General features: G+C 70.1%; 13 protein-coding genes. 10 read left to right on the forward strand and 3 right to left on the reverse strand.

Annotation, left to right across the window (positions count from 1 at the left end):
• Nucleotides 1-80 precede the first annotated feature (80 nt).
• The 6 genes from ACFXC1_RS29895 to holA all read left to right on the forward strand — a co-directional run bounded on the left by ACFXC1_RS29895 (nucleotide 81) and on the right by holA (nucleotide 7,116).
• Nucleotides 81-926, forward strand: a complete 846-nt coding sequence (locus ACFXC1_RS29895; protein WP_381248096.1) for a DegV family protein — start codon at nucleotides 81-83, stop codon at nucleotides 924-926.
• Nucleotides 927-1,081: 155 nt separating this feature from the next.
• A complete protein-coding gene (locus ACFXC1_RS29900; protein WP_381248099.1) occupies nucleotides 1,082-2,275 on the forward strand; it encodes a helix-hairpin-helix domain-containing protein in 1,194 nt (397 codons plus the stop codon).
• Entirely contained in the window at nucleotides 2,272-4,818 is a 2,547-nt protein-coding gene (locus ACFXC1_RS29905; RefSeq protein ID WP_381248102.1) for a ComEC/Rec2 family competence protein, read from the forward strand. Before ACFXC1_RS29900 ends, ACFXC1_RS29905 begins: the two co-directional genes overlap by 4 nt.
• 112 nt (nucleotides 4,819-4,930) lie before the next feature.
• On the forward strand, nucleotides 4,931-5,737 hold the full coding sequence (locus tag ACFXC1_RS29910; RefSeq protein WP_381248105.1) for an arylamine N-acetyltransferase family protein: 807 nt from the start codon (nucleotides 4,931-4,933) through the stop codon (nucleotides 5,735-5,737).
• 28 nt (nucleotides 5,738-5,765) lie between these two features.
• Complete coding sequence (locus ACFXC1_RS29915) at nucleotides 5,766-6,011, forward strand: hypothetical protein (RefSeq protein ID WP_381248107.1); 246 nt, start codon at nucleotides 5,766-5,768, stop codon at nucleotides 6,009-6,011.
• 115 nt (nucleotides 6,012-6,126) lie between these two features.
• The gene (gene holA / locus ACFXC1_RS29920; protein WP_200812020.1) at nucleotides 6,127-7,116 is read left to right on the forward strand and encodes a DNA polymerase III subunit delta; all 990 of its coding nucleotides are present in this window, start codon (nucleotides 6,127-6,129) and stop codon (nucleotides 7,114-7,116) included.
• Between the two features lie 212 nt (nucleotides 7,117-7,328).
• On the opposite strand, the gene rpsT is transcribed toward holA, so the two are convergent.
• Nucleotides 7,329-7,595 carry a 30S ribosomal protein S20 gene (gene rpsT / locus ACFXC1_RS29925; protein ID WP_381248110.1) on the reverse strand — a complete coding sequence of 89 codons (267 nt, stop codon included), beginning with the start codon at nucleotides 7,593-7,595 and terminating at the stop codon, nucleotides 7,329-7,331.
• Nucleotides 7,596-7,884: 289 nt separating this feature from the next.
• Here rpsT and lepA point away from each other — a divergent pair, with 289 nt between their 5' ends.
• The gene (gene lepA, locus ACFXC1_RS29930; protein WP_381248113.1) at nucleotides 7,885-9,759 is read left to right on the forward strand and encodes a translation elongation factor 4; all 1,875 of its coding nucleotides are present in this window, start codon (nucleotides 7,885-7,887) and stop codon (nucleotides 9,757-9,759) included.
• Nucleotides 9,760-9,986: 227 nt separating this feature from the next.
• On the forward strand, nucleotides 9,987-11,870 hold the full coding sequence (locus ACFXC1_RS29935; protein WP_381248116.1) for an AMP-dependent synthetase/ligase: 1,884 nt from the start codon (nucleotides 9,987-9,989) through the stop codon (nucleotides 11,868-11,870).
• A 24-nt stretch (nucleotides 11,871-11,894) separates the two neighbouring features.
• On the opposite strand, the gene ACFXC1_RS29940 is transcribed toward ACFXC1_RS29935, so the two are convergent.
• Together ACFXC1_RS29940 and ACFXC1_RS29945 are read right to left on the reverse strand one after the other, a co-directional pair.
• The gene (locus ACFXC1_RS29940; protein WP_381248118.1) at nucleotides 11,895-12,479 is read right to left on the reverse strand and encodes a response regulator; all 585 of its coding nucleotides are present in this window, start codon (nucleotides 12,477-12,479) and stop codon (nucleotides 11,895-11,897) included.
• A gap of 11 nt (nucleotides 12,480-12,490) precedes the next feature.
• Entirely contained in the window at nucleotides 12,491-16,621 is a 4,131-nt protein-coding gene (locus ACFXC1_RS29945; protein WP_381248120.1) for a HAMP domain-containing protein, read from the reverse strand.
• A gap of 102 nt (nucleotides 16,622-16,723) precedes the next feature.
• On the opposite strand from ACFXC1_RS29945, the gene ACFXC1_RS29950 reads away from it, so the two are divergent.
• Nucleotides 16,724-18,616, forward strand: coding sequence for a SpoIIE family protein phosphatase (locus tag ACFXC1_RS29950; protein ID WP_381248122.1), 1,893 nt, complete (start codon nucleotides 16,724-16,726; stop codon nucleotides 18,614-18,616).
• A gap of 139 nt (nucleotides 18,617-18,755) precedes the next feature.
• Nucleotides 18,756-21,740: an SdrD B-like domain-containing protein gene (locus tag ACFXC1_RS29955; protein ID WP_381248125.1), complete on the forward strand. Its 2,985-nt coding sequence runs from the start codon at nucleotides 18,756-18,758 to the stop codon at nucleotides 21,738-21,740.
• Nucleotides 21,741-21,812 lie beyond the last annotated feature (72 nt).

Genomic DNA, 21,812 nt, shown 5'->3' on the forward strand with positions numbered 1-21,812 from the left:
CGGTGTGAACAGGCCGGTTCCGGCCCAGGTGAAAGGGGTCGGGCTGCCGCCCGGCCGCTACGGCAGGTAACCTCCAGCTCATGTCCCGCCATGTCGCGATCGTCACCGATTCAACGGCCTACCTGCCGCCGCTGACGATGGAGCGCCACGGCATCACAGCGGTGCCGCTGACCGTGGTCCTCGGCGACCGGGCATTCGAAGAGGGCACCGAGATCTCCACCCGCTCCCTCGCCCTGGCCCTGCAGAAGCGGCGCCCGGTCACCACCTCACGGCCCAGCCCCCGGCTCTTCGCCGAGACCTACCGCAGGGTCGCCGAGTCCGGCGCCACCGGCATCGTCTCCCTCCACCTCTCCGCCGAACTCTCGGGCACCTACGACGCGGCGGTCCTCGCCGCCCGCGAGGCACCGGTGCCGGTGCGGGTCGTGGACACCGGCATGATCGCGATGGCACTCGGCTTCTGCGCACTCGCCGCGGCCGAGACGGCGGAGGCGGGCGGCACGGTCGACGAGGCGGTCACGGCCGCGGAGAAACGGGCCGCCGGCACCTCCGCCTACTTCTATGTCGACACCCTCGACTATCTCCGCCGGGGCGGCCGTATCGGCGCGGCCCAGGCCCTGCTGGGCTCCGCGCTCGCCGTGAAACCGCTGCTCCAGCTGGAGGGCGGACGCATCGAACCCCTGGAGAAGGTCCGGACGGCGTCGAAGGCGATCGCCCGCCTCGAGGAGATCGTGGCCGAGCGGGCGGGCAGCGCGCAGGTCGACATCGCCGTCCACCATCTCTCAGCGCCCGAGCGCGCGGAGGCCCTCGCGGAGCGGCTGCGGGTACGGGTGCCGGGGCTGGCCGATCTGCATGTGAGCGAGGTCGGGGCGGTGATCGGGGCGCACACCGGGCCCGGGTTGCTGGGGGCTGTGGTTTCGCCGCGGTGACAGGGGTTGCTTGTGGCGTGCGGGGTGTTCGTCAGGGTCGGTAATCGTCGGAGCCGGTAACTCGTGTGGGTGACGGAGTTATCCACAACTGGGCGAGTTTCCCCGAGAATTGACCAAGATCATCGCGAAGTGGCGAGATGCCCGATCCTCGGCGCATGGCACTTCGATCACGCTCACACACAGCGACCGCGACCAGCGGCCCGGGCCGCGCCCCGTCCTCGGACGGCCGCACCCGCCATCGCCGCGCACCGACCCGAGGCCGGGCCCACCGCCAGGCTTCGGCGGACGAACTCCGCCGACGCGCGGAACTCCTCTTCGCCGAACGAGTAGCCGAACGAGTAGGGGAACGGCGGGAGTTGGGGAACGGGCCGCCGGGGGAGTGGGTGGCGGCCCCGCCGGTCCGGGCGTCGGACCGGATGGGAGCGCCGGTGGGTGTTGGGCCGGCATCTGATGTCCGGTACGGCGGAGGGGGCGAGGAGGCGCCCTCCGTGTCAGCGGGGTCCTCGGTGCCTGAGGGGACCGCGAGGGCCGGAGACGTCGGAGACTTCGGCGGTGCAGCGGAGGCCGGTGTCGGAGACGGCCGCGCGGCAGACGTAGGGGCTTGGCGTGAGCGGGCCCGGTCGGCTCTGCGGGAGCGGATGCCGGTGTGGGTGCAGACGCGGTGCGGGCTGGAGCGGCGGAGCGTGGTCGCGCTCGGTGTGCTGTTCGTGGTGGCCGCGGTCTTCGCCGTACAGCACTTCTGGGTGGGCCGGACCCAGCCCGTACGGGCCCCGGAGGTGGTTCGGGCGGTGGCTCCTTACGGGACAGGGGGCGATGAAGGGGGCGGCACTACGGGCAAAAGGGCCGAGTCGCGGACGTCGGCCGGGACGCGGGGCGTATCGAGTGCGGCCGGCGCCGTCGGTGGCGAGATCGTCGTGGATGTCAGCGGCAAGGTCCGTAAACCCGGGGTTCATCGGCTCCCGGCCGGTTCGCGGGTGACGGATGCGCTACGAGCCGCCGGTGGGGTGCGCTCGGGCACGAACACCGAGGGGCTCAACCTCGCTCGGTTCCTTGTCGACGGGGAGCAGATCGTCGTCGGGGGGCCGGCGCCCGCTGCGGTGCCTGGTGCGAGCGGTGCGGCGGGTTCTACGGGCACCGGTGCGGGGGCCGCTGCAGGTGCTCCGGTCTCCCTCAACACCGCCACTGCCGACCAGCTCAACACCCTGCCGGGGGTGGGTCCCGTCCTGGCCCAGCACATCATCGACTACCGCACTCAGCACGGCGGTTTCCGCTCGGTGGACGAACTGCGCCAGGTCAATGGCATCGGCGACCGCCGCTTCGCCGATCTGCGGGATCTGGTACGGCCATGACCCACGTCCGTGACGACTCGTCCCGCCGTGCCGTGCATGCCTCCTCCGTGAACCGGCGGGGTGCCGCGCACCCCCACCAGGAAGGCCCGACAGACCTACGGCTCGTACCACCCGCGCTCGCCGCCTGGGCGACAGCCGCGCTGGCGCTGGACGCGTCACCGGCCCGGGTCACCGGTCTCGCGGTCGCCGCCCTGGTGGCGGGTCTCGCGCTTCTGCTGGCGCGACGGCGAGGCGGGGTGGGCGGCAGCCGTGCTTTCTCCTCCTGGCCCCGTGCCTCGATCGCCGCCCTGCTTCTCTCCATCGCGGCAGCGGCCGCCTCCGCCGGGTTGCACGGGGCGGATCTGCGCCGTGGGCCGGTGCCCGAGCTGGCGCGGCAGTACGCGTCCGTGACCGCGGAGGTGGAGGTCGGTTCCGATCCACGGTTGACCCGGCCCCGGATCAGCGGGGATCACGCGGCTCCGGTCTCCGTCCTGATCGAGGCCGAGGTACGACGGGTGGAGCAGACGGACGGGACGGTCGTGGAGACACGGGCGCCGGTCCTGTTGATCGTCGATCCGGGCTCATCCGCTCAAGGCGCCCGGGGTGTTGAGAGCGCTGCCGGCCCGGAGCATTCGCCCTGGCTGGGGCTGCTGCCGTCCACGCGGGTCAGGGTGACCGCGCGGCTGGCGCCCTCTCTGACCAGTGGGGACCGGGTCGCGGCCGTGCTGCGGGTGCGGACCCAGCCGGTGCCGGAGGTGGTGGGGAAGCCGTCCGGAGCCCAGCGGTTCGCGGGGCGGTTGCGGGCCGGGCTGCGTGAGGCAACCGACGGGTTGCCGGCGGACGCGCGGGCGCTGCTGCCGGGCTTGGTCGTCGGCGACACCGCGCGCATCACACCCGAGTTGGACGAGGCTTTCAAGGAGACGGACCTCGCGCACACCCTCGCCGTCTCCGGAAGCAACCTGACCATCCTGCTCGCCCTCCTCATCGGACCGCCCGGCCTCGCCCAACTCGTCGAACGCCGAGGCCTGGCACCCCGCCTGGGGATCTCGCTCCGGGCGACCGCACTGCTCGGCGGGGTACTCACACTCGGGTTCGTCGTCGTGTGCCGGCCCGACCCGAGCGTGCTGCGGGCCGCTGCCTGCGGTGCCGTCGCACTGCTCGCCCTGGCGACCGGACGCCGTAGATCACTGATCCCGGCGCTGGCGACGGCCGTACTGCTCCTGGTGCTGTACGACCCGTGGCTGGCCCGCAGTTACGGTTTCCTGCTCTCCGTACTGGCCACCGGAGCCCTGCTCACGCTCGCGCCACGCTGGTGCGAGACGCTGCGGCGGCACCGGGTTCCCCCGCGGCTGGCCGAGGCGTTGGCCGCCGCTGCCGCCGCGCAGGCACTGTGCGCTCCGGTCGTGGCCGTGCTGTCGGCGCGGGTCAGTCTGGTGGCGGTGCCGTGCAACCTGCTCGCTGAACTCGCCGTCGCACCGGCCACGGTGCTGGGCTTCGCGGCGCTGGCGACGGCACCGGTACTGATGCCGGTGGCCAAGGTCCTTGCGTGGGGCGCGAGTTGGCCCGCCGGGTGGATCGCGGACGTGGCCAGGACCGGCGCGGCGCTCCCCGGTGGGGGAGTGGACTGGCCGGGCAGTTGGACGGGCGCGCTGCTGCTCGCCGTAGCCGTCGCGGTCCTCGTGCTGCTCGGGAGACGGCTGCTGAGGCATCCGTGGCTGTGCGGTGTCTGCGGGTTGCTGCTCCTGCTGGTCGTGGTCGAGCCGGCGCCGCTCACCCGGGTGATCACGGGATGGCCGCCGCCGGACTGGCGGTTCGCGATGTGCGACGTCGGACAGGGCGACGCGACGGTGCTCGCGGCGGGCAAGGGCACCGGCGTGGTCGTGGACGCGGGACCTGATCCGAAGCTGGTCGACCAGTGTCTGCGCACGCTCGGCATCACCAGGATTCCGCTGGTCGTCCTGACCCACTTCCACGCCGACCACGTCGCCGGACTGCCCGGAGTGCTGCGGGGCCGCTCGGTGGGCGCGATCGAGACGACATCCTTCGAAGAGCCCGCGGACCAGGTTGAGTTCGTACGGAGAGCGGCGGAGGAACGGCACATCCCGATCACCCGGGCCGTCGCCGGGGAACAGCGACACGCCGGTCCGCTCTCCTGGCAGGTGCTGTGGCCGCCACCGGAACCGGCACCGGACCAGGACGGCCCGAACGACGCGAGTGTCACGCTGCTCGTCCGGACCGCCGGACTGCGACTACTGCTGCTCGGGGACCTCGAACCCCCGGCCCAGCAGGAGCTGTTGAGGTCACCGGCGGCGGCGCTGCTGGGAGGCGTGGACGTCCTCAAGGTCGCCCACCACGGTTCGGCCTACCAGGACCCGGACCTGATGCACAGGGTTGCCCCACGGCTGGCGCTGATCTCTTGCGGTGCGGACAACCCCTATGGACACCCGGCCCCCAGCACGGTCGCGGCGCTCCGCGCGATGGGCGCGGTGGTCCTGCGGACGGACCGGGACGGAGCCCTGGCGGTGGGCGGCGAGGGGGCCGGGCTGCGGGTGACGCGGGACTGAGGGAGGCGGGGCGGAGGGGGCGGGGAGGGAGGGGGAGGGGGGAGGGGCCCCCTCCCCGGTATCGAACCCAGCGGCACAGGCGCCGAACCGCCGTCGGCGTGAGACTGGAGGCATGAATCCCGCACAGGTCGATGCCTACCTCCGCCGGCTGGGAGTTCCGCGCCCGGCGCTGCCCACCGCCGATGTTCTGCGCGAGCTGCATCTGCGCCATCTGCAGACCGTGCCCTTCGAGAATCTGTCGGTCCATCTGGGAGAGGAGATCGTGCTGGATGAGAAGCCGCTGCTGGACAAGGTCGTGGGCGCGGGCAGAGGCGGGTTCTGCTACGAACTGAACGGACTGTTCGGCGCGTTGCTCGCCGCGCTGGGGTTCGAGGTCGCGCTGCTGTCGGCGCGGGTGTACGGGGACGGCGGGCGCCTGGGAATCCCGTACGACCATCTCGCGCTGCGGGTGCGGACGGTGGACGGGAGTGTGTGGCTGGCCGACGTGGGGTTCGGGACGCACAGCCACTATCCCCTCGCCTTCGAGGAACGGGGTGAACAGGCGGACCCCGGCGGCGAGTTCAGGATCGCCGCGTCAGCCGGTGACGGGGACGTGGCGGAGACGGACCTGGACGTGGTCCGGAACGGAAAGCCCGAGTACCGGCTGGAGGTGCGGCCCCGGGTGCTCGGTGACTTCGTGGCCGGGGCGTGGTGGCACAGCACGTCGCCCGTGTCGCACTTCACCCGGTCACTGGTGTGCTCGCGGCTCACGGAGGACGGCGGGAGGATCACGCTCAGTGGTCGGGGTCTGACGGTGACGGGGGCGGACGGGACCCGGGACGTGCGTGAACTGGCAACGGACGAGGAGGTGTTGGCGGTGTATCGGGAGCGGTTCGGGATCGAGCTGGGGTCGGTGCCGACGGTGCGTGAGTTCGCGTGAGGGGGTTGTCGTACCGGAACATGTCCTCGTGAGCGATGTGAGACATGTGCTGGTGCTGCCCGACCGTGACGCGGCCGAGGAGGCGGCGGAGGCGCTCGGGGAGCGGTTCGCCCTCGACGAGGAACCGCAGTTGGTGCGGGACGCGCTGGCCGGCGAGGACGACGCCGAGGACGCGCAGTGGCTGCTCGTGCTGCGGGACGAGCGCGGACGGCTCGACCCCAGTGAGCTGGACGCGTTCGCGGGGGAGTGGGACGGCTGGCGCGAGGAGCCGTAACAAGCAAAGAGCCGTAACAGCCAGGAGCCGTAACAGCGACGAGCTCACCCACGGGCCGACGGCACCCGCCCGCACCCACCCCCCGTTGTCAGTGCCGCGTGCGATGCTTTACGAGATGGCCAAGAAGACTGCGAATGACGACCCTCTCGCCCCGGTGACGCTTGCCGTGGGCCAGGAGGACCTCCTGCTCGACCGTGCCGTGCAGGAGGTGGTGGCCGCCGCCAGGGCCGCCGACGCCGACACGGACGTACGTGACCTGACCTCGGACCAGCTGCAGCCCGGCACCCTCGCCGAGTTGACCAGCCCGTCGCTCTTCGCGGAGCGCAAGGTCGTGGTCGTACGCAACGCGCAGGATCTGTCCGCCGACACGATCAAGGACGTGAAGGGGTATCTCGGGGCGCCCGCCGAGGAGATCACCCTGGTGCTGCTGCACGCGGGCGGGGTCAAGGGCAAGGGGCTGCTCGATGCCGCGCGCAAGGCGGGTGCGCGGGAGGTGGCCTGTCCCAAGATGACGAAGCCGGCGGACCGGCTGGCCTTCGTGCGGAGCGAGTTCCGGGCGACCGGGAGATCGGCGACGCCGGAGGCCTGCCAGGCGCTCGTCGACTCCATCGGCAGCGATCTGCGGGAGCTGGCGTCCGCTGTCTCCCAGTTGGTCGCCGACGTCGAGGGGACCATCGACGAGGCGGTCGTCGGGCGGTACTACACGGGGCGGGCCGAGGCGTCGAGCTTCACGGTCGCGGACCGGGCCGTGGAGGGGCGGGCGGCGGAGGCGCTGGAGGCGCTGCGGTGGTCGCTGTCCACCGGAGTGGCGCCGGTGCTGATCACCAGCGCGTTGGCGCAGGGGGTGCGGGCGATCGGGAAGCTGTCGTCCGCGCGGGGCGGGCGGCCGGCGGATCTGGCGCGTGAGCTGGGGATGCCGCCGTGGAAGATCGACCGGGTGCGGCAGCAGATGCGGGGCTGGACACCGGACGCGGTCTCCGTCGCGCTGCGGGCGGTGGCCGAGGCGGACGCGGGAGTGAAGGGCGGTGGGGACGATCCGGAGTACGCGTTGGAGAAGGCGGTCGTCACGATCGCCCGGGCGGCGCGGTCGCGGGGACAGTCGTAGCAGACTCCCGCCCGCCCCCCGGCCGACACCCGGAGGCCGATACCTGTGGGCGGATACAGCAATGCCCCCGAAGTGGGTCCGGGGGCACTGTACGTGGCGTGGCGACCACGATGTCTGTCCGTGAATCGAGGTAGAGGGCTCGACGTTGTCCTCACGGCGGATTGCTACTGGTCCGGTCCGCGCGAGCGCGGGCCGAGGCAAGTGCGGAAGGATCAGCCCTTGAGCGCGGTGACCTTGGAAGCAAGCGCCGACTTCTTGTTGGCGGCCTGGTTCCTGTGGATGACGCCCTTCGAGACGGCCTTGTCGAGCTGACGCGCGGCAGCGCGCTGGTACTCGGTGGCCTTCTCGACGTCACCCGCGGCAGCGGCCTCGCGGGCCTTGCGGATCGCGGTCTTCAGGGAGGACTTGACGGCCTTGTTGCGCAGCCGAGCCTTCTCGTTGGTCTTGATCCGCTTGATCTGGGACTTGATGTTCGCCACGAATGAGCCTTTGCAGGTTCTGGCACGGGGCCGCACGGGTCCCGGGCCGATGATTTTTCTTGGGGTGTGCCTCGTGCCCGAATTTGTGCAAGAGAGGGCAGGAGACACAGCCACCCAGGCTACCAGCAGCCCGCCGACCCACCCAAACCGGCTACCACGGCCCGATCCGTTACCGTCTCGCACCGGCCCAAACCGGACCGCACCTCCCACGCGTGGGACCATGGAGCCTACGTATCGATCCGACCCGAGACCGCAGACACTGCGGACGCCTCAAGAATCAGGACCCTGCGTGCCCGCGATCCCCAGCCATGTGCCCGAGCCGAGCCGTACCGACCCGGCGCTGATCCGCAATTTCTGCATCATCGCGCACATCGACCACGGCAAGTCCACGCTCGCCGACCGGATGCTCCAGCTGACCGGAGTGGTCGACCAGCGGCAGATGCGTGCTCAGTACCTCGACCGCATGGACATCGAGCGCGAGCGCGGCATCACGATCAAGTCCCAGGCGGTGCGTCTGCCGTGGGCCCCCACCGACGGGGGCGACGAGGGCACCACCCACATCCTCAACATGATCGACACACCGGGACACGTCGACTTCACGTACGAGGTCTCGCGGTCGCTCGCCGCCTGCGAGGGCACCGTGCTGCTGGTGGACGCCGCCCAGGGCATCGAGGCCCAGACCCTCGCCAACCTCTACCTGGCGATGGAGAACGACCTCACGATCATCCCCGTACTGAACAAGATCGACCTGCCGGCCGCGCAGCCGGAGAAGTTCGCGGAGGAGCTGGCGAACCTGGTCGGGTGTGACCCCGACGACGTGCTGCGGGTGTCCGCCAAGACCGGACTCGGTGTCGACGCGCTGCTGAACAAGGTCGTCAAAGAGGTCCCGGCGCCGGTCGGGAACGCGGACGCGCCCGCCCGTGCCATGATCTTCGACTCGGTCTACGACTCCTACCGCGGTGTCGTGACGTACATCAGGGTCATCGACGGACAGCTCAACAAGCGTGAGCGGATCCGGATGATGTCGACGAACGCCACGCACGAGCTGCTGGAGATCGGGACGAACTCGCCGGAGATGCTCGGGGCCGACGGGCTCGGGGTCGGCGAGGTCGGCTATCTGATCACGGGTGTGAAGGATGTCCGGCAGTCCAAGGTCGGTGACACCATCACCACCCTGAACAAGGGGGCGACCGAGGCGCTCGGCGGTTACAAGGACCCCAAGCCGATGGTCTTCTCGGGGCTGTATCCGCTGGACGGGTCCGACTACCCGGAGCTGCGCGACGCCCTCGACAAGCTCCAGCTCAACGACGCCGCGCTGGTGTACGAGCCGGAGACCTCGGCGGCGCTGGGCTTCGGTTTCCGCGTCGGCTTCCTCGGGCTGCTGCACCTGGACGTGATCCGGGAGCGGCTGGAGCGCGAGTTCGGGCTCGACCTCATCGCGACCGCGCCGAACGTGGTGTACCGCGTCGAGATGGAGGACGGCAGCGAGCATGTCGTCACCAACCCGAGCGAGTTCCCCGAGGGGAAGATCGACAAGGTCTACGAGCCCGTCGTGCGCGCGACGATCCTGGCGCCGTCGGAGTTCATCGGTTCGATCATGGAGCTGTGCCAGACCCGGCGCGGCACTCTGCTCGGCATGGACTACCTCTCCGAGGACCGGGTGGAGATCCGCTACACCCTGCCCCTCGCGGAGATCGTCTTCGACTTCTTCGACCAGTTGAAGTCCAAGACCCGCGGCTATGCCTCGCTGGACTACGAGCCCACCGGCGAGGTGGCCTCCAGCCTGGTCAAGGTCGACATCCTGCTGCACGGCGACAAGGTGGACGCCTTCTCGGCGATCACGCACAAGGACGCGGCGTACTCGTACGGCGTGCGGCTGGTCGCCAAGCTGCGGGAGCTGATCCCGCGGCAGGCCTTCGAGGTGCCCATCCAGGCGGCCGTCGGCTCCCGGGTCATCGCCCGCGAGACGATCCGCGCCATCCGCAAGGACGTCCTCGCCAAGTGCTACGGCGGTGACATCTCGCGTAAGCGGAAGCTGCTGGAGAAGCAGAAGGAGGGCAAGAAGCGGATGAAGATGGTGGGTTCCGTGGAGGTTCCCCAGGAGGCGTTCATCGCGGTGCTGTCGAGCGACGACAGCGGTGGCGGTGCCAAGGGCAAGAAGTAGCGGTCCCATACATCGGAATTCCGGAGCAAACCGAGGCGACCCCGGGGCCCGTCGTGCTGTGGCGCGGCGGGCCCCGCGTCCTGGCTCTGTAGGAAGCGACAGTCCGCCGCCCCTTACGCACCGGCCGGTCGCGCCTTACTCTGATCACTGCTCGATAGTTACTCGCGAGTTAAACAACAGCCGTAGCACTGAGCCAGCCGCACCGTCGCGGGCCCCCGGAGGATGTCGTGAGCGACACACAGACCCTGATCGAGAACCGTCCGCCGTCCGTCGCGGGCCTCTTCCTGGAGCGAGTGGCGGCCACGCCGGATACCGAGGCCTACCGTCACCCGGTGCCCGCGGCCTCCGGTGAGGGCCCCGACGACTGGAAGTCGCTGAGCTGGGCGCAGGCCGCCGAGCGGGTCTTCGCGATCGCGGCCGGTCTGATCGAACTGGGCGTACAGCCCGAGCAGCGCGTGGCGCTCGCCTCCGCCACCCGGATCGAGTGGATCCTCGCCGACCTGGGCATCATGTGCGCCGGCGCCGCCACGACCACCGTCTATCCGCAGACCAACGCCGACGAGTCGACGTTCATCCTCGCCGACTCCGGCAGCAAGGTCCTGATCGCGGAGGACGCGACGCAGCTCGCCAAGGCCGTGGAGAAGCGCGCCGAGCTGCCCGAGCTGACGCATGTCGTGGTCATCGACCCGGCCGGCGTCGACACCGCGGAGACCGGCGACTGGGTGCTGAGCCTGGCCGAGCTGGAGCAGCGCGGTGCCGCGTACCTGGAGAAGAACCCGGATCTGGTCAAGGAGCGGATCGCGGGCATCACCAAGGACCAGCTCGCGACGATCATCTACACCTCCGGCACCACCGGCCGCCCCAAGGGCGTCCGCCTCCCGCACGACAACTGGTCCTACCTCGCGAAGGCCATCGCCGCGACGGGGCTGCTCGGCCCCGAAGACGTCCAGTACCTGTGGCTGCCGCTGGCGCACGTCTTCGGCAAGGTGCTCACCTCCGGGCATATCGAGATCGGGCACGTCACCGCCGTGGACGGCCGCCCCGAGAAGATCATCGAGCAGTTGCCGATCGTGCAGCCGACGTACATGGCGGCCGTTCCGCGCATCTTCGAGAAGGTCTACAACGGGGTCGCGGCCAAGGCACGGGCCGGCGGCGCGGCCAAGTACAGGATCTTCCAGTGGGCGGCGGAGGTCGCCCGCGAGTACGCGAAGGTCACCCAGGACAACTTCCGCCGCACCGGCACGGCCACCGCGCCCTTCGGCCTCGCCGCCAAGCACAAGGTGGCCGACGCGCTGGTCTACGCGAAGATCCGCGAGGCCTTCGGCGGCAAGCTGCGCGCGTGTGTCTCCGGATCGGCCGCGCTCTCGCCCGACATCGGCTACTTCTTCGCCGGCGCCGGCATCCACATCCTGGAGGGCTACGGCCTGACCGAGTCCTCCGCGGCCTCCTTCGTGAACCCGGGCGAGGCCTACCGCACCGGCACGGTCGGCAAGCCGCTGCCCGGCACGGAGGTGCGGATCGCGGACGACGGCGAGATCCTGCTGCGCGGCCCCGGCATCATGGAGGGCTACCACGGGCTGCCCGAGAAGACCGCCGAGGTCCTGGAGGCGGACGGCTGGTTCCACACCGGCGACATCGGCGAGCTTTCCCCGGACGGCTATCTGCGCATCACCGACCGCAAGAAGGACCTCATCAAGACGTCCGGCGGCAAGTACATCGCGCCCAGCGAGGTCGAGGGCCAGTTCAAGGCCGTGTGCCCGTATGTCTCCAACATCCTGGTGCACGGCGCCGACCGTAACTTCTGCACCGCGCTCATCGCCCTCGACGAACCGTCCATCCTGGACTGGGCGAAGGAGAACGGCCTCGCGGGCAAGTCCTACGCCGAGGTCGTCGCCGCCCCCGCGACGGTCGCCATGGTCGAGGGCTACGTCAAGGAGCTCAACGAGGGCCTCCAGCGCTGGCAGACCATCAAGAAGTTCCGCCTCCTCCCGCGCGACCTCGACGTGGAACACGGCGAGATCACCCCGAGCCTCAAGCTCAAGCGCCCGGTGGTGGAACGGGAGTACAAGCACCTGATCGACGACATGTACGCGGGGTCGCGCGAGGCGTGAGCCCGTGGTGCCGGGGGCCTGGTCTCAACGTCCTTGCCCCCGGCGCATGTCCCGCACCAGTTGCCCCAGCTCCCGCACCTCGTGCCGAAGTTCCTGCACCTCGTCCACCGTGCTGGCAGCCATGTGCGCCTCGATCTCCTTGAGCCGCGAGGCCAGTTCGTCGAACTGCCCCTGCTCACGGGCCAGCATCCGCTCCAACAGCTGGTTCTTCCGGTGCAGTTCGAGAAAGACGGTCACCTTCGCCCGCAGCACCCACGGATCGAACGGCTTGGTCAAGTAGTCGGCGGCACCCGTGGCGTAGCCGCGGAACGCGTACCCCGCGTCCGAGTCGCTGCCGGTCAGGAAGATGATCGGGACGTCCTTGGTCTGGTCGAGCCGTTTGATGTTGGCCGCGGTCTCGAACCCGTCCATGCCCGGCATGCGGATGTCCAGCAGGACGACGGCGAAGCGCTGCCGCAGCAGCGCCTTCATCGCCTCCTCGCCCGAACGGGCGCGTACCAGTGGCTCGTTGAGGGACCCCAGGACGGCCTCCAGCGCGAGCAGGTTGTCCTCCATGTCGTCGACCAGGAGGATGCTCGCGCGCTCGTCGGTCGTTGCCTCAGCGCTCATGATGACTGGCCTCACTCAGTCGTCGGCGGTATCGCCGTCTCCCCTGTACCCGCATCGGTTCCCGCGATGTCGGTCTCGGCCTCGGGGTCCAGGAGGGCGCAGACGACGGTCAGCAGCTGGTCCACGTCCACCGGCTTGGGCACGTAGTCGTTGGCGCCCCGGGCGATGGACTTCTCCCGGTCGCCCGGCATCGCCTTGGCGGTGAGCGCGACGATGGGCAGTCCGGTCCAGCGCGGGGCGCGGCGGATGGCGGCTATGGTCTCGTAGCCGTCCATCTCCGGCATCATGATGTCCATCAGCACGAGTTCGACGTCGGGATTGCGCTCCAGGGTCTCGATGCCCTCGCGGCCGTTCTCCGCGTAGAGCACCGGCATGCCGACGCGGCCCAGGACGTGGGTGAGCGCGAAGACGTTGCGGATGTCGTCGTCCACGATCAACACCCGCCGCCCCGGCAGCACCTGACCGGCCCGGCCGGCCTTCCACGCCTCCAGTTTGGTGGGCGTCGGCCAGGAGTCGTCCACCTCGTGCCCGGTGAACGGCTCGGCCGACAACTGCTCGGCCGTCGTGGGCAGTTCCTGGTCCTCGGTGGTCCGCCCGGTCGCCGCGTGGCCGGGGCTGACGACGGGGACGTAGAGCGTGAAGGTCGAGCCGCTGCCCGGCTCGCTCTCCGCGACGATACGGCCGCCGAGCAGCCCGGCGATCTCCCGGCTGATCGACAACCCGAGGCCCGTACCGCCGTACTTGCGGTTGGTCGTGCCGTCGGCCTGCTGGAAGGCCTCGAAGATCACCGGGAGTTTCTCGGCGGCGATCCCGATGCCGGTGTCGGAGACGGCGAACGCGATGACCTCGTCGCTGTCGTGGGAGTAGCGGTGGTCGGGGTCCTTGACCCGGTTGACGCGGAGTTCGACCCGGCCGGTGGCGGTGAACTTGATGGCGTTGGACAGCAGGTTGCGCAGGATCTGCTGGAGCCGCTGCTCGTCCGACCACATCTCGCGCGGTACGTCCTCGCCGACCGACACCTCGAAGGCGAGCCCCCGGTCCAGGGTGAGCGGGCGGAACGTGGCGTGGACGTAGTCGAGGAGCTTGATGAGGGGGAGCCGCTTGGGGCGTACGTCCATCCGGCCGGCCTCGATCTTCGACAGGTCGAGGATGTCGTTGATGAGCTGGAGGAGGTCGGAGCCGGAGCGGTGGATGGTGGTCGCGAACTGCACTTCCTGGTCGGAGAGATGACCGTCGGGGTTGTCGGAGAGCAGCCGGGCCAGGATCAGCAGCGAGTTGAGCGGGGTGCGCAGCTCGTGGCTCATGTTGGCCAGGAACTCCGACTTGTACTGGGAGCTGGTGGCCAACAGGGCTGCCTTCTCCTCCAGTTCGGCGTTGGAGCGCTGCAACTCGGCCTGCTGTTTCTGGAGTTCGTCCGAACGTTCCTGCAACTGCATGGCGAGCCGCTGGGACTCGCCGAGCAGGGACTCCGTGCGGGAGTTGGCGATGATGGTGTTGATCGCGACGCCGATCGTGTTCACGAACTGGTCGAAGAACGCGAGGTGGACGTCGGAGAACCGGGAGAAGGAGGCCAGTTCGATGACGCCGAGGAGCTTGTCCTCGAAGAGGATCGGGATGATGACCACGCTCGCCGGAGCGGCTTCGCCGAGCCCGCTGTTGATCTTGATGTAGTCCGGCGGGGCCTCCTCCACCAGGATCCGCTTCTTCTCGCGGGCCGCCTGCCGCACCAGGCCGTGCACCGGCATACCGCCCGTGTCCACGGTCGCGCCCTGTGCCGACCCGTACCCGGCGATGAACGCGAGTCCCTTGGCGGGGATGGCCGTTCGCAGGCTGTCCTCGTCGGGATCGGCCAGGAAGAACGCCCCGTACTGCGCGTTCACCAGCGGGGTCAGCTCGCGCAGGATCAGGTCGGCGACCTCCATCAGGTCCCGGTGCCCCTGCATCAGGGCCGCGAGACGGGCCAGGTTGGACTCCAGCCAGTCCTTCGCGCGGGTCGTCTCGCGGAGGTTGGCCACCATCAGGTTGATGTTGTCCTTGAGCTCGGTGACCTCGCCCTGGGTCTCCACCGTGATCGAGCGGGACATGTCGCCCTGTGCCACCGCGGAGGCCACCTCGGCGATCGCGCGGACCTGCGTGGTGAGGTTCAGCGCGAGTTCGTTCACGTTGGTCGTCAGGCGCTTCCAGGTGCCGTAGACGCCTTCCACCCGTGCCTGGCCGCCGAGTTGGCCCTCGGAGCCGACCTCGCGGGCGACCCGGGTGACCTCGGAGGAGAAGGAGGAGAGGGTGTCGACCATCGTGTTGATGGTGGTCTTCAGCTCCAGGATCTCGCCCCGCGCGTCCACGTCGATCTTCTTCGACAGGTCGCCCTGCGCCACGGCTGTCGCGACCTGCGCGATGTTCCGCACCTGCGAAGTCAGGTTGTCCGCCATGTAGTTGACGTTGTCGGTCAGGTCGCGCCAGACACCGGAGACGCCCAACACCTGGGCCCGGCCGCCGAGTCGGCCGTCGGTGCCGACCTCGCGGGCGACGCGCGTGACCTCGTCGGCGAAGGCGCGCAGCTGCTCCACCATCGTGTTGACGGTGTCCTTGAGTTCGAGGATCTCGCCGCGCGCGTCGACCGTGATCTTCTTCGACAGGTCGCCGTTGGCCACGGCGGTCGTCACCTGGGCGATGTTCCGCACCTGCGAAGTCAGGTTCAGGGCCATGAAGTTGACGTTGTCCGTCAGGTCCTTCCACACCCCGCTGACGCCCCGCACCTGGGCCTGCCCGCCGAGGTTGCCCTCGGTGCCGACCTCGCGGGCCACGCGTGTGACCTCGTCGGCGAAGGCGGAGAGCTGGTCGACCATCGTGTTGATGGTCGACTTCAGCTCCAGGATCTCGCCCTTCGCCTCCACCGTGATCTTCTTGCCGAGGTCGCCCTGCGCCACGGCCGTCGACACCAGCGCGATGTTCCTGACCTGTGAAGTCAGGTTGTCCGCCATGAAGTTGACGTTGTCGGTGAGGTCCTTCCAGACGCCGGAGACGCCCCGCACCTGGGCGCGTCCGCCGAGGTTGCCCTCGGTGCCGACCTCGCGGGCGACGCGCGTCACTTCGTCGGCGAAGGCGGAGAGCTGGTCGACCATGGTGTTGATGGTCGACTTGAGTTCGAGGATCTCGCCCTGCGCGTCGACCGTGATTTTCTGCGAAAGGTCGCCGTTCGCCACAGCCGTCGTCACCTGGGCGATGTTCCGGACCTGCGAAGTCAGGTTCGACGCCATGAAGTTGACGTTGTCCGTGAGGTCCTTCCAGACCCCGGACACGCCCCGCACCTGCGCGCGCCCGCCCAACTGGCCCTCGGTGCCCACCTCGCGGGCCACGCGCGTCACTTCGTCGGCGAACGCGGAGAGCTGGTCGACCATCGTGTTCACGGTGAGCTTCAGTTCGAGCAGCTCACCGGTCGCCTCGACGGTGACCGTACGGGTCAGGTCGCCGCGCGCCACCGCCGTGGTGACGAGGGCGATGTCCCGCACCTGCGCGGTCAGCCGGGACGCCATCGTGTTGACCGCCTCGGTCACATCGCGCCAACTGCCCGACAGGCCCTGCACCTTGGCCCGCCCGCCGAGCCTTCCCTCGGTGCCGACCTCGCGGGCGACCCGGGTCACCTCCCCGGTGAACAGGGAGAGTTGGTCCACCATCTTGTTCACCGTGCGGCCCAGGCGCCGTAGATCACCGCGCAACTGCCTGCTGCCGTCGTGCAGATCGACCCGCTGGGTCAGATCGCCGCCCGCCACCGCGTCCAGGACCCGGGTCGCGTTGGCGGCCGGGGCGACCAGGGCGTCGAGGAGCTGGTTGACGTCGTTGACGCGGGAGGTCCAGCCGCCCTGGCCGGGGCTGGCCGAGAGGCGTTCGTCGAGGCGGCCGTGGCGGATCAGCTCCCGTTTGACGCGCTGCGTCTCGGAGTTGAAGTGGGTGCTGCGGTCCATGATCTGATTGAAGGCGGCGGTCAGCTCGGCCACTATTCCGGAGCCCGTCTCCGGTGCCTTGGTGAAGTCGCCGTCCCGGGCGGCCGTCATCACGGCGAGCAGGGGACGGAGGTCCGATGCTCGAATCCAGTCCTCTTTGTGTCCGTCTTCGAGCACACGCGTAGCACTGTTCTCACTCATGGCGGCCCACTTCGGTAACTCGGCGCTTATGGGCGCGGCCAGTCTGTCACTCTGTCGCCATTGACTGAGGCGTATTCGTCCGATCTGCTCGGGGAGCTGTGCATGGGGGCTATTCCGACGCAACGGGAGACCACTTCGCGTGCTCCCGACGCGCCCGCGCACCACGGCGCGGACCCGCGCACGACGATGCGCGCCACGCTGTCCGGAAGCCCCCTCGCGCCCGGTTCCGCCCGCGGCCTGGTGCGTGCCGCGTTCCTCGAGTGGACCGAACTCGGCCTGTCCGGCGCCGAGTTCCTCACCGACCGGTTCGCCGACGACGCGATGGTCGTCGTCAGCGAACTGGTCACCAACGCCGTCGTGCACGCCGGCACGGACGTCGAGCTGATCTGCCGTCTCGAGGACACGGAGTCCGTCGTCCTGGAGGTCGCCGACCACCACCCCTCCCGCGCCCCGCGCGACAACAGCGCCGAACAGATCCACGAGACACCGGAGTTCGGCCGCGGACTGCGCCTCGTCTCCACGCTCGCCGAGGCCTGGGGCGTCACCTACCGCACCGGCACCAAGACCGTGTGGGCCCGACTGCCCGCCGAAGGCAGCCCGGTCGACGAGGAGTTGGAGGCATACGGCGCTGAACGCGGCCTGCGCGTCGCCGAGATCCTCGCCCCCGAACCCCAGCGCGCCGAACGCGACCGGGACTGGCTCGGCCGCGGCGCCCTCTCCTTCCTCGCCGAGGCCTCCGACCTCCTCGCCGGACAGCTCGACGAGGACCTGGTCGCCGCGCTCGCCGGACAGCTGATCGTGCCGAGACTGGCCGACTGGTGCGCCGTATGGCTGGAGGACGAGTCGATGGGACGCGGCGGCTGGGGCGAGGACGCCGGGGCCGGCGCCGGACCGCGCCTCGCCCGCGTCTGGCACGGCAGCGAGAACCGCATCGAGGAACTGCGCGGCGCCCTGGAGAAGGACCCGCCGCGCCCGCAGGACTCGCTGCGGCCCGTGTCCTACCCCTGGCCCGCCGACGCCCTCGGCCCGCACGGCACGCACGGCGCGGCGCTGGCGTACCGGCTGATCGCGGGCGGCCGCCCGCTCGGCACGCTCGTCATCGGACGGTCCGGGCTGCCCTGCTTCCCCGACGAGGTCACCGGCCTGGTCGAGGACCTCAGCCGCCGGGTCGCGCTCGCCATCGGCGCGGCCCGCCAGTACGCCCGCCAGGCCACCATCAGCCGCGTCCTCCAGCGCGGCCTGCTGCCCGGCGCCGTCGCCGAGATCCCCGGCGTGCACAGCGCCCTCGTCTACGAACCCTGCGACAAGGGCGGCCCCAGCGGCGACTTCTACGACCTCTTCCCGGCCGGCGACGGCCGCTGGTGCTTCGCCCTCGGCGACGTCCAGGGCAAGGGCCCCGAGGCCGCCGTGGTCATCGGCCTGGCCCGCCCCTGGCTCCGCCTCCTCGCCCGCGAGGGCTACGGCGTAGCCGACGTCCTCGACCGCCTCAACCAGCTCCTCCTCGACGACGCCACGGAGGCGGCCGACGCGGCGGCCCACGCCCTGGTCGCCGCGGGCGGCATGCCGGGCCCGGTCGGCGACGGCCCCCGCTTCCTCTCCCTCCTCTACGGCGAGCTGATCCCCTTCGACGGCGGCGTCCGCTGCACCCTGGCTTCCGCCGGACACCCGCTCCCCCTGCTCCTCGGCCCGGACGGCACCGTCGCCACGGCCGCCCGCCCGCAGACCCTCCTCGGTGTCATCGAGGACGTCACCTACACCAGCGAGACCTTCGAACTCCGCCCCGGCGACAGCCTGTTGTGCGTCACGGACGGAGTGACCGAGCGCCGCTCCGGCTCCGTCCAGTTCGACGACGGCGACGGCCTGGCGGCCGCGCTCGTCGGGTGTGCGGGGCTGAGCGCCGAGTTGATCGCGGAGCGGATCAAGCGGTTGGTGCACGAGTTCGGGGGGCGGCCGCCGGAGGACGACATGGCGCTGCTGGTGCTTCAGGCGGAGTAACGGGACACGCCTCCCACGCACTGGAATCCGGTGGTACGTAGTGATCTGACAGCCCATTACCCCTAATGGTCCGATTAGTACATCTTTACCTCTTCTATACATGTATCGGTGGGGGCCGGTCGTACGAGACGAGGAAAGAGTGCTGCACACGGACTGGAGAGTGACCGGGCTGGGCGTGCTCAGCCTGGCCCTGTTGGCGGCGGGCACATCGGCCGGCGGAGCGAGCGGGCTCGCGTCCGCCGCCGTCGTGCGGGCCGCCGGAAGCGGTGACGGCAAGGTGACCGTGCGGGTCGTCACCGAGGTGAACGCCGACGGCAAGTACGACAGCGTCCTGGAACCCGGCCTGGCCGGAGCCAAGGTCACGCTCACGGACGACGCGGGCACCGTCCTGACCGCCACGACCGGTGACGACGGCACCGCCGTCCTCACCCCGGCGTCCTCCGCCCTCACCGGCGGCAAGTACCGCGTCCAGGTCGCCAACCCCGACCCCGGCACCCTGTCCGAGGCCGTCGCGGGCCTCGGCACCGGCGCCGACGTCATCCGCAGCAACGTCGGCTTCGTCGACGTCACCGGCGGCAAGGACGCCACGTACACCACCGGGTTCTGGGAGCCCGGCGTGTACTGCCAGGAGAACCCCACCCTCGTCACCTGCAACCTCGCCAAGGGCGACGCGACCGGCTACAAGGGCCTGGTGTCCTTCGCCGGGGACTTCTCCAACACGTCCCCCGGCGGCACGGTCACCCAGCTGACCGGCAACACCCAGCAGCAGGCGGTCTTCGGCATCGGGGCCGACCGCACCGGCAACAAGTACATGGGCACGCTGGTCAAGCGGCACACCGCCTACGGGCCCGCGGGCGCGGTCAACGCGATCTACCGTTACAACGACACCAGCAAGACGGTGACCACCTTCGCCACCCTGCCGGGCACGCTCACCGCGCACGACACCACCGGCAACTGGCTGCACGACGACGCGGTGTACGGCAAGGTCGGCCGCGAGGGAATCGGCGACGTGGACGTCTCCGGCGACGGGAAGACGCTCTACGCCGTCGATCTCAACGACGCCAAGCTGTACTCCGTGCCCATCCAGGGCACCGGAGACTCCGTCACCGCCGGCACCCAGACCTCGTACGCCGTCCCGAAGCCGTCGTCCTGCGTCGGCGAATGGCACCCCTACGGCATCGGCGTGCGCGGCAAGCGTGTGCTCGTCGGCGGGGTGTGCGGCGCGGAGACGACCACGACCACGGCCGTTCCATGGGGTGACCCGTCCCAAGTCACCTCACACGTCTACGAGTTCAAGAACGGGTCGTTCGCCGAACTGTTCAGCACGGCGATGAACTACCCGCGCGGCTGCGCCTACCGCTTCACGGGCAACCCGGCCACCGCCTACCGCTGCACAGACACCACCACCGTCGGCCAGGTGATGAGCGCCCGGTGGGAGGCCTGGAACGAGCGGGTGCCCGACCGTGAGTCGCACTCCTTCGTCAGTGCGCCGCAGCCGATCCTGGCCAACATCGAGATCGCCGACAACGGCGACCTGGTCCTGGGCTTCCGCGACCGCTTCGGCGACATGCAGGGCACCGCGACCTACGCCCATGGCGCCGCCGACGGCAGCGCCCTCCTCACCGGCATCGCCGCGGGCGACGCCCTGCGCGTGTGCAGGTCCGGTACGAGTCAGGCGCTGGAGAACAACGCCGTCTGCGGTTCGCTCACCGGCGCACTGCCCGGCAACAAGCTGGGCCCGGGCAACGGCGAGTTCTATGACGACCTCACGGTCCTGTCGGACGCCCAGCACGACCAGATCACCGAGGGCGGCACGGTCCTGCAGCCCTACCGCAAGAAGCTGTGGAGCACGGCCTACGACCCGTACGACGCTTATCAGCAGGGCGCGCGCCGCTGGGGCTCCGAGACCGGCGTCACCGCGGGCGACCTTCTGATCCAGAGCACTTGGGACAACTCGGCCGCCACCCGTGCCAACCTGTTCGGCAAGGCCAACGGCCTCGCCGACCTGGAACTGGTCTGTGACCAGGCGCCCGTCCAGATCGGCAACCGGGTCTGGTACGACTCCGACGGCGACGGCATCCAGGACCCGTCCGAGCCGCCGGTCGCCGGCGTCGTGGTCACCCTGACCGACGCGGGCGGCAAGACGCTGACGGCCACCACCGACGCCAACGGCGAGTACTACATCGGTACGAAGGAAGGCCTCGAGCCCGACACCTCGTACACCGCCGCCTTCGACTACAGCCACATCAACCCGTCGGCCCTGCCCGGCTCCCCGACCCTCGCCCAGCTCAAGTGGACGACCCGGAGGGCCGGTTCGGACACCGCGATCGACTCGGACGTCGACCCGGCGGGCCGGACCACCGTGGTCGTCGGCGACCCCGGCCACGTCGACCACGCCGTGGACGCGGGCATCGTCGGCCCGGTCAACAAGCTGGGTGACTACGTCTGGTACGACGAGAACGGCGACGGCATCCAGGACAAGGGCGAGAAGCCGGCACCCGGCATCACCGTCCACCTGGTCGACCCGTCGACGAACAAGGTCATCGGCACCACGACCACGGGCACCGACGGCAAGTACCTCTTCGACAAGCTCGCCGACGGCGCCTACAAGGTGTGCTTCGTCCGGCCCGGCGGATATCTGTGGACCAGGCAGGACGCGGGCCGGGTCGGTGACGACTCCGTCGTCGACCCGGCGACCGGGTGTTCCCCGGTCGTCACCCTCGGCCCGGGCCACCGCCAGGACCTGACCCTCGACGCGGGTCTGGTCCGGGAACTGGAACTGACCGTCCTCAAGACCGACGCGAAGACCCACCGGCCGCTGCACGGCGCGGTGTTCCAGCTGTGGCGCGACTCCAACGGGACGCCCGGTCTGCAGCGCGGCGGCGGCACGAGGGACACCCTGGTGGACGACTGCGTCTCCGGCGGGAACGGCAGGTGCTCCTTCGACCACCTGGCGATCGGCACGTACTACCTCGTGGAGAAGGACGTTCCCGAGGGTTACGTCCTGCCGAAGGACCCGGTCACCGGGCCGTACCACCTCACCCTGAAGAACGGCGTCGACGGCGACGGGCTGGTCGTGCGGATCGCCAACAAGCGGGGGGAGCCGTGCAAGGGCAAGTGCTGACCGCCCCGCGGCAGTGACAGCTCCGCGAGGGTGAATGTCGGGCGGGCCGCCCACCGGTGAGGACCGGTGGGC

It is taken from the genome of Streptomyces hokutonensis (assembly GCF_042751305.1).
In the GTDB taxonomy this organism is placed as follows: Bacteria; Actinomycetota; Actinomycetes; order Streptomycetales; family Streptomycetaceae; genus Streptomyces; species Streptomyces hokutonensis_A.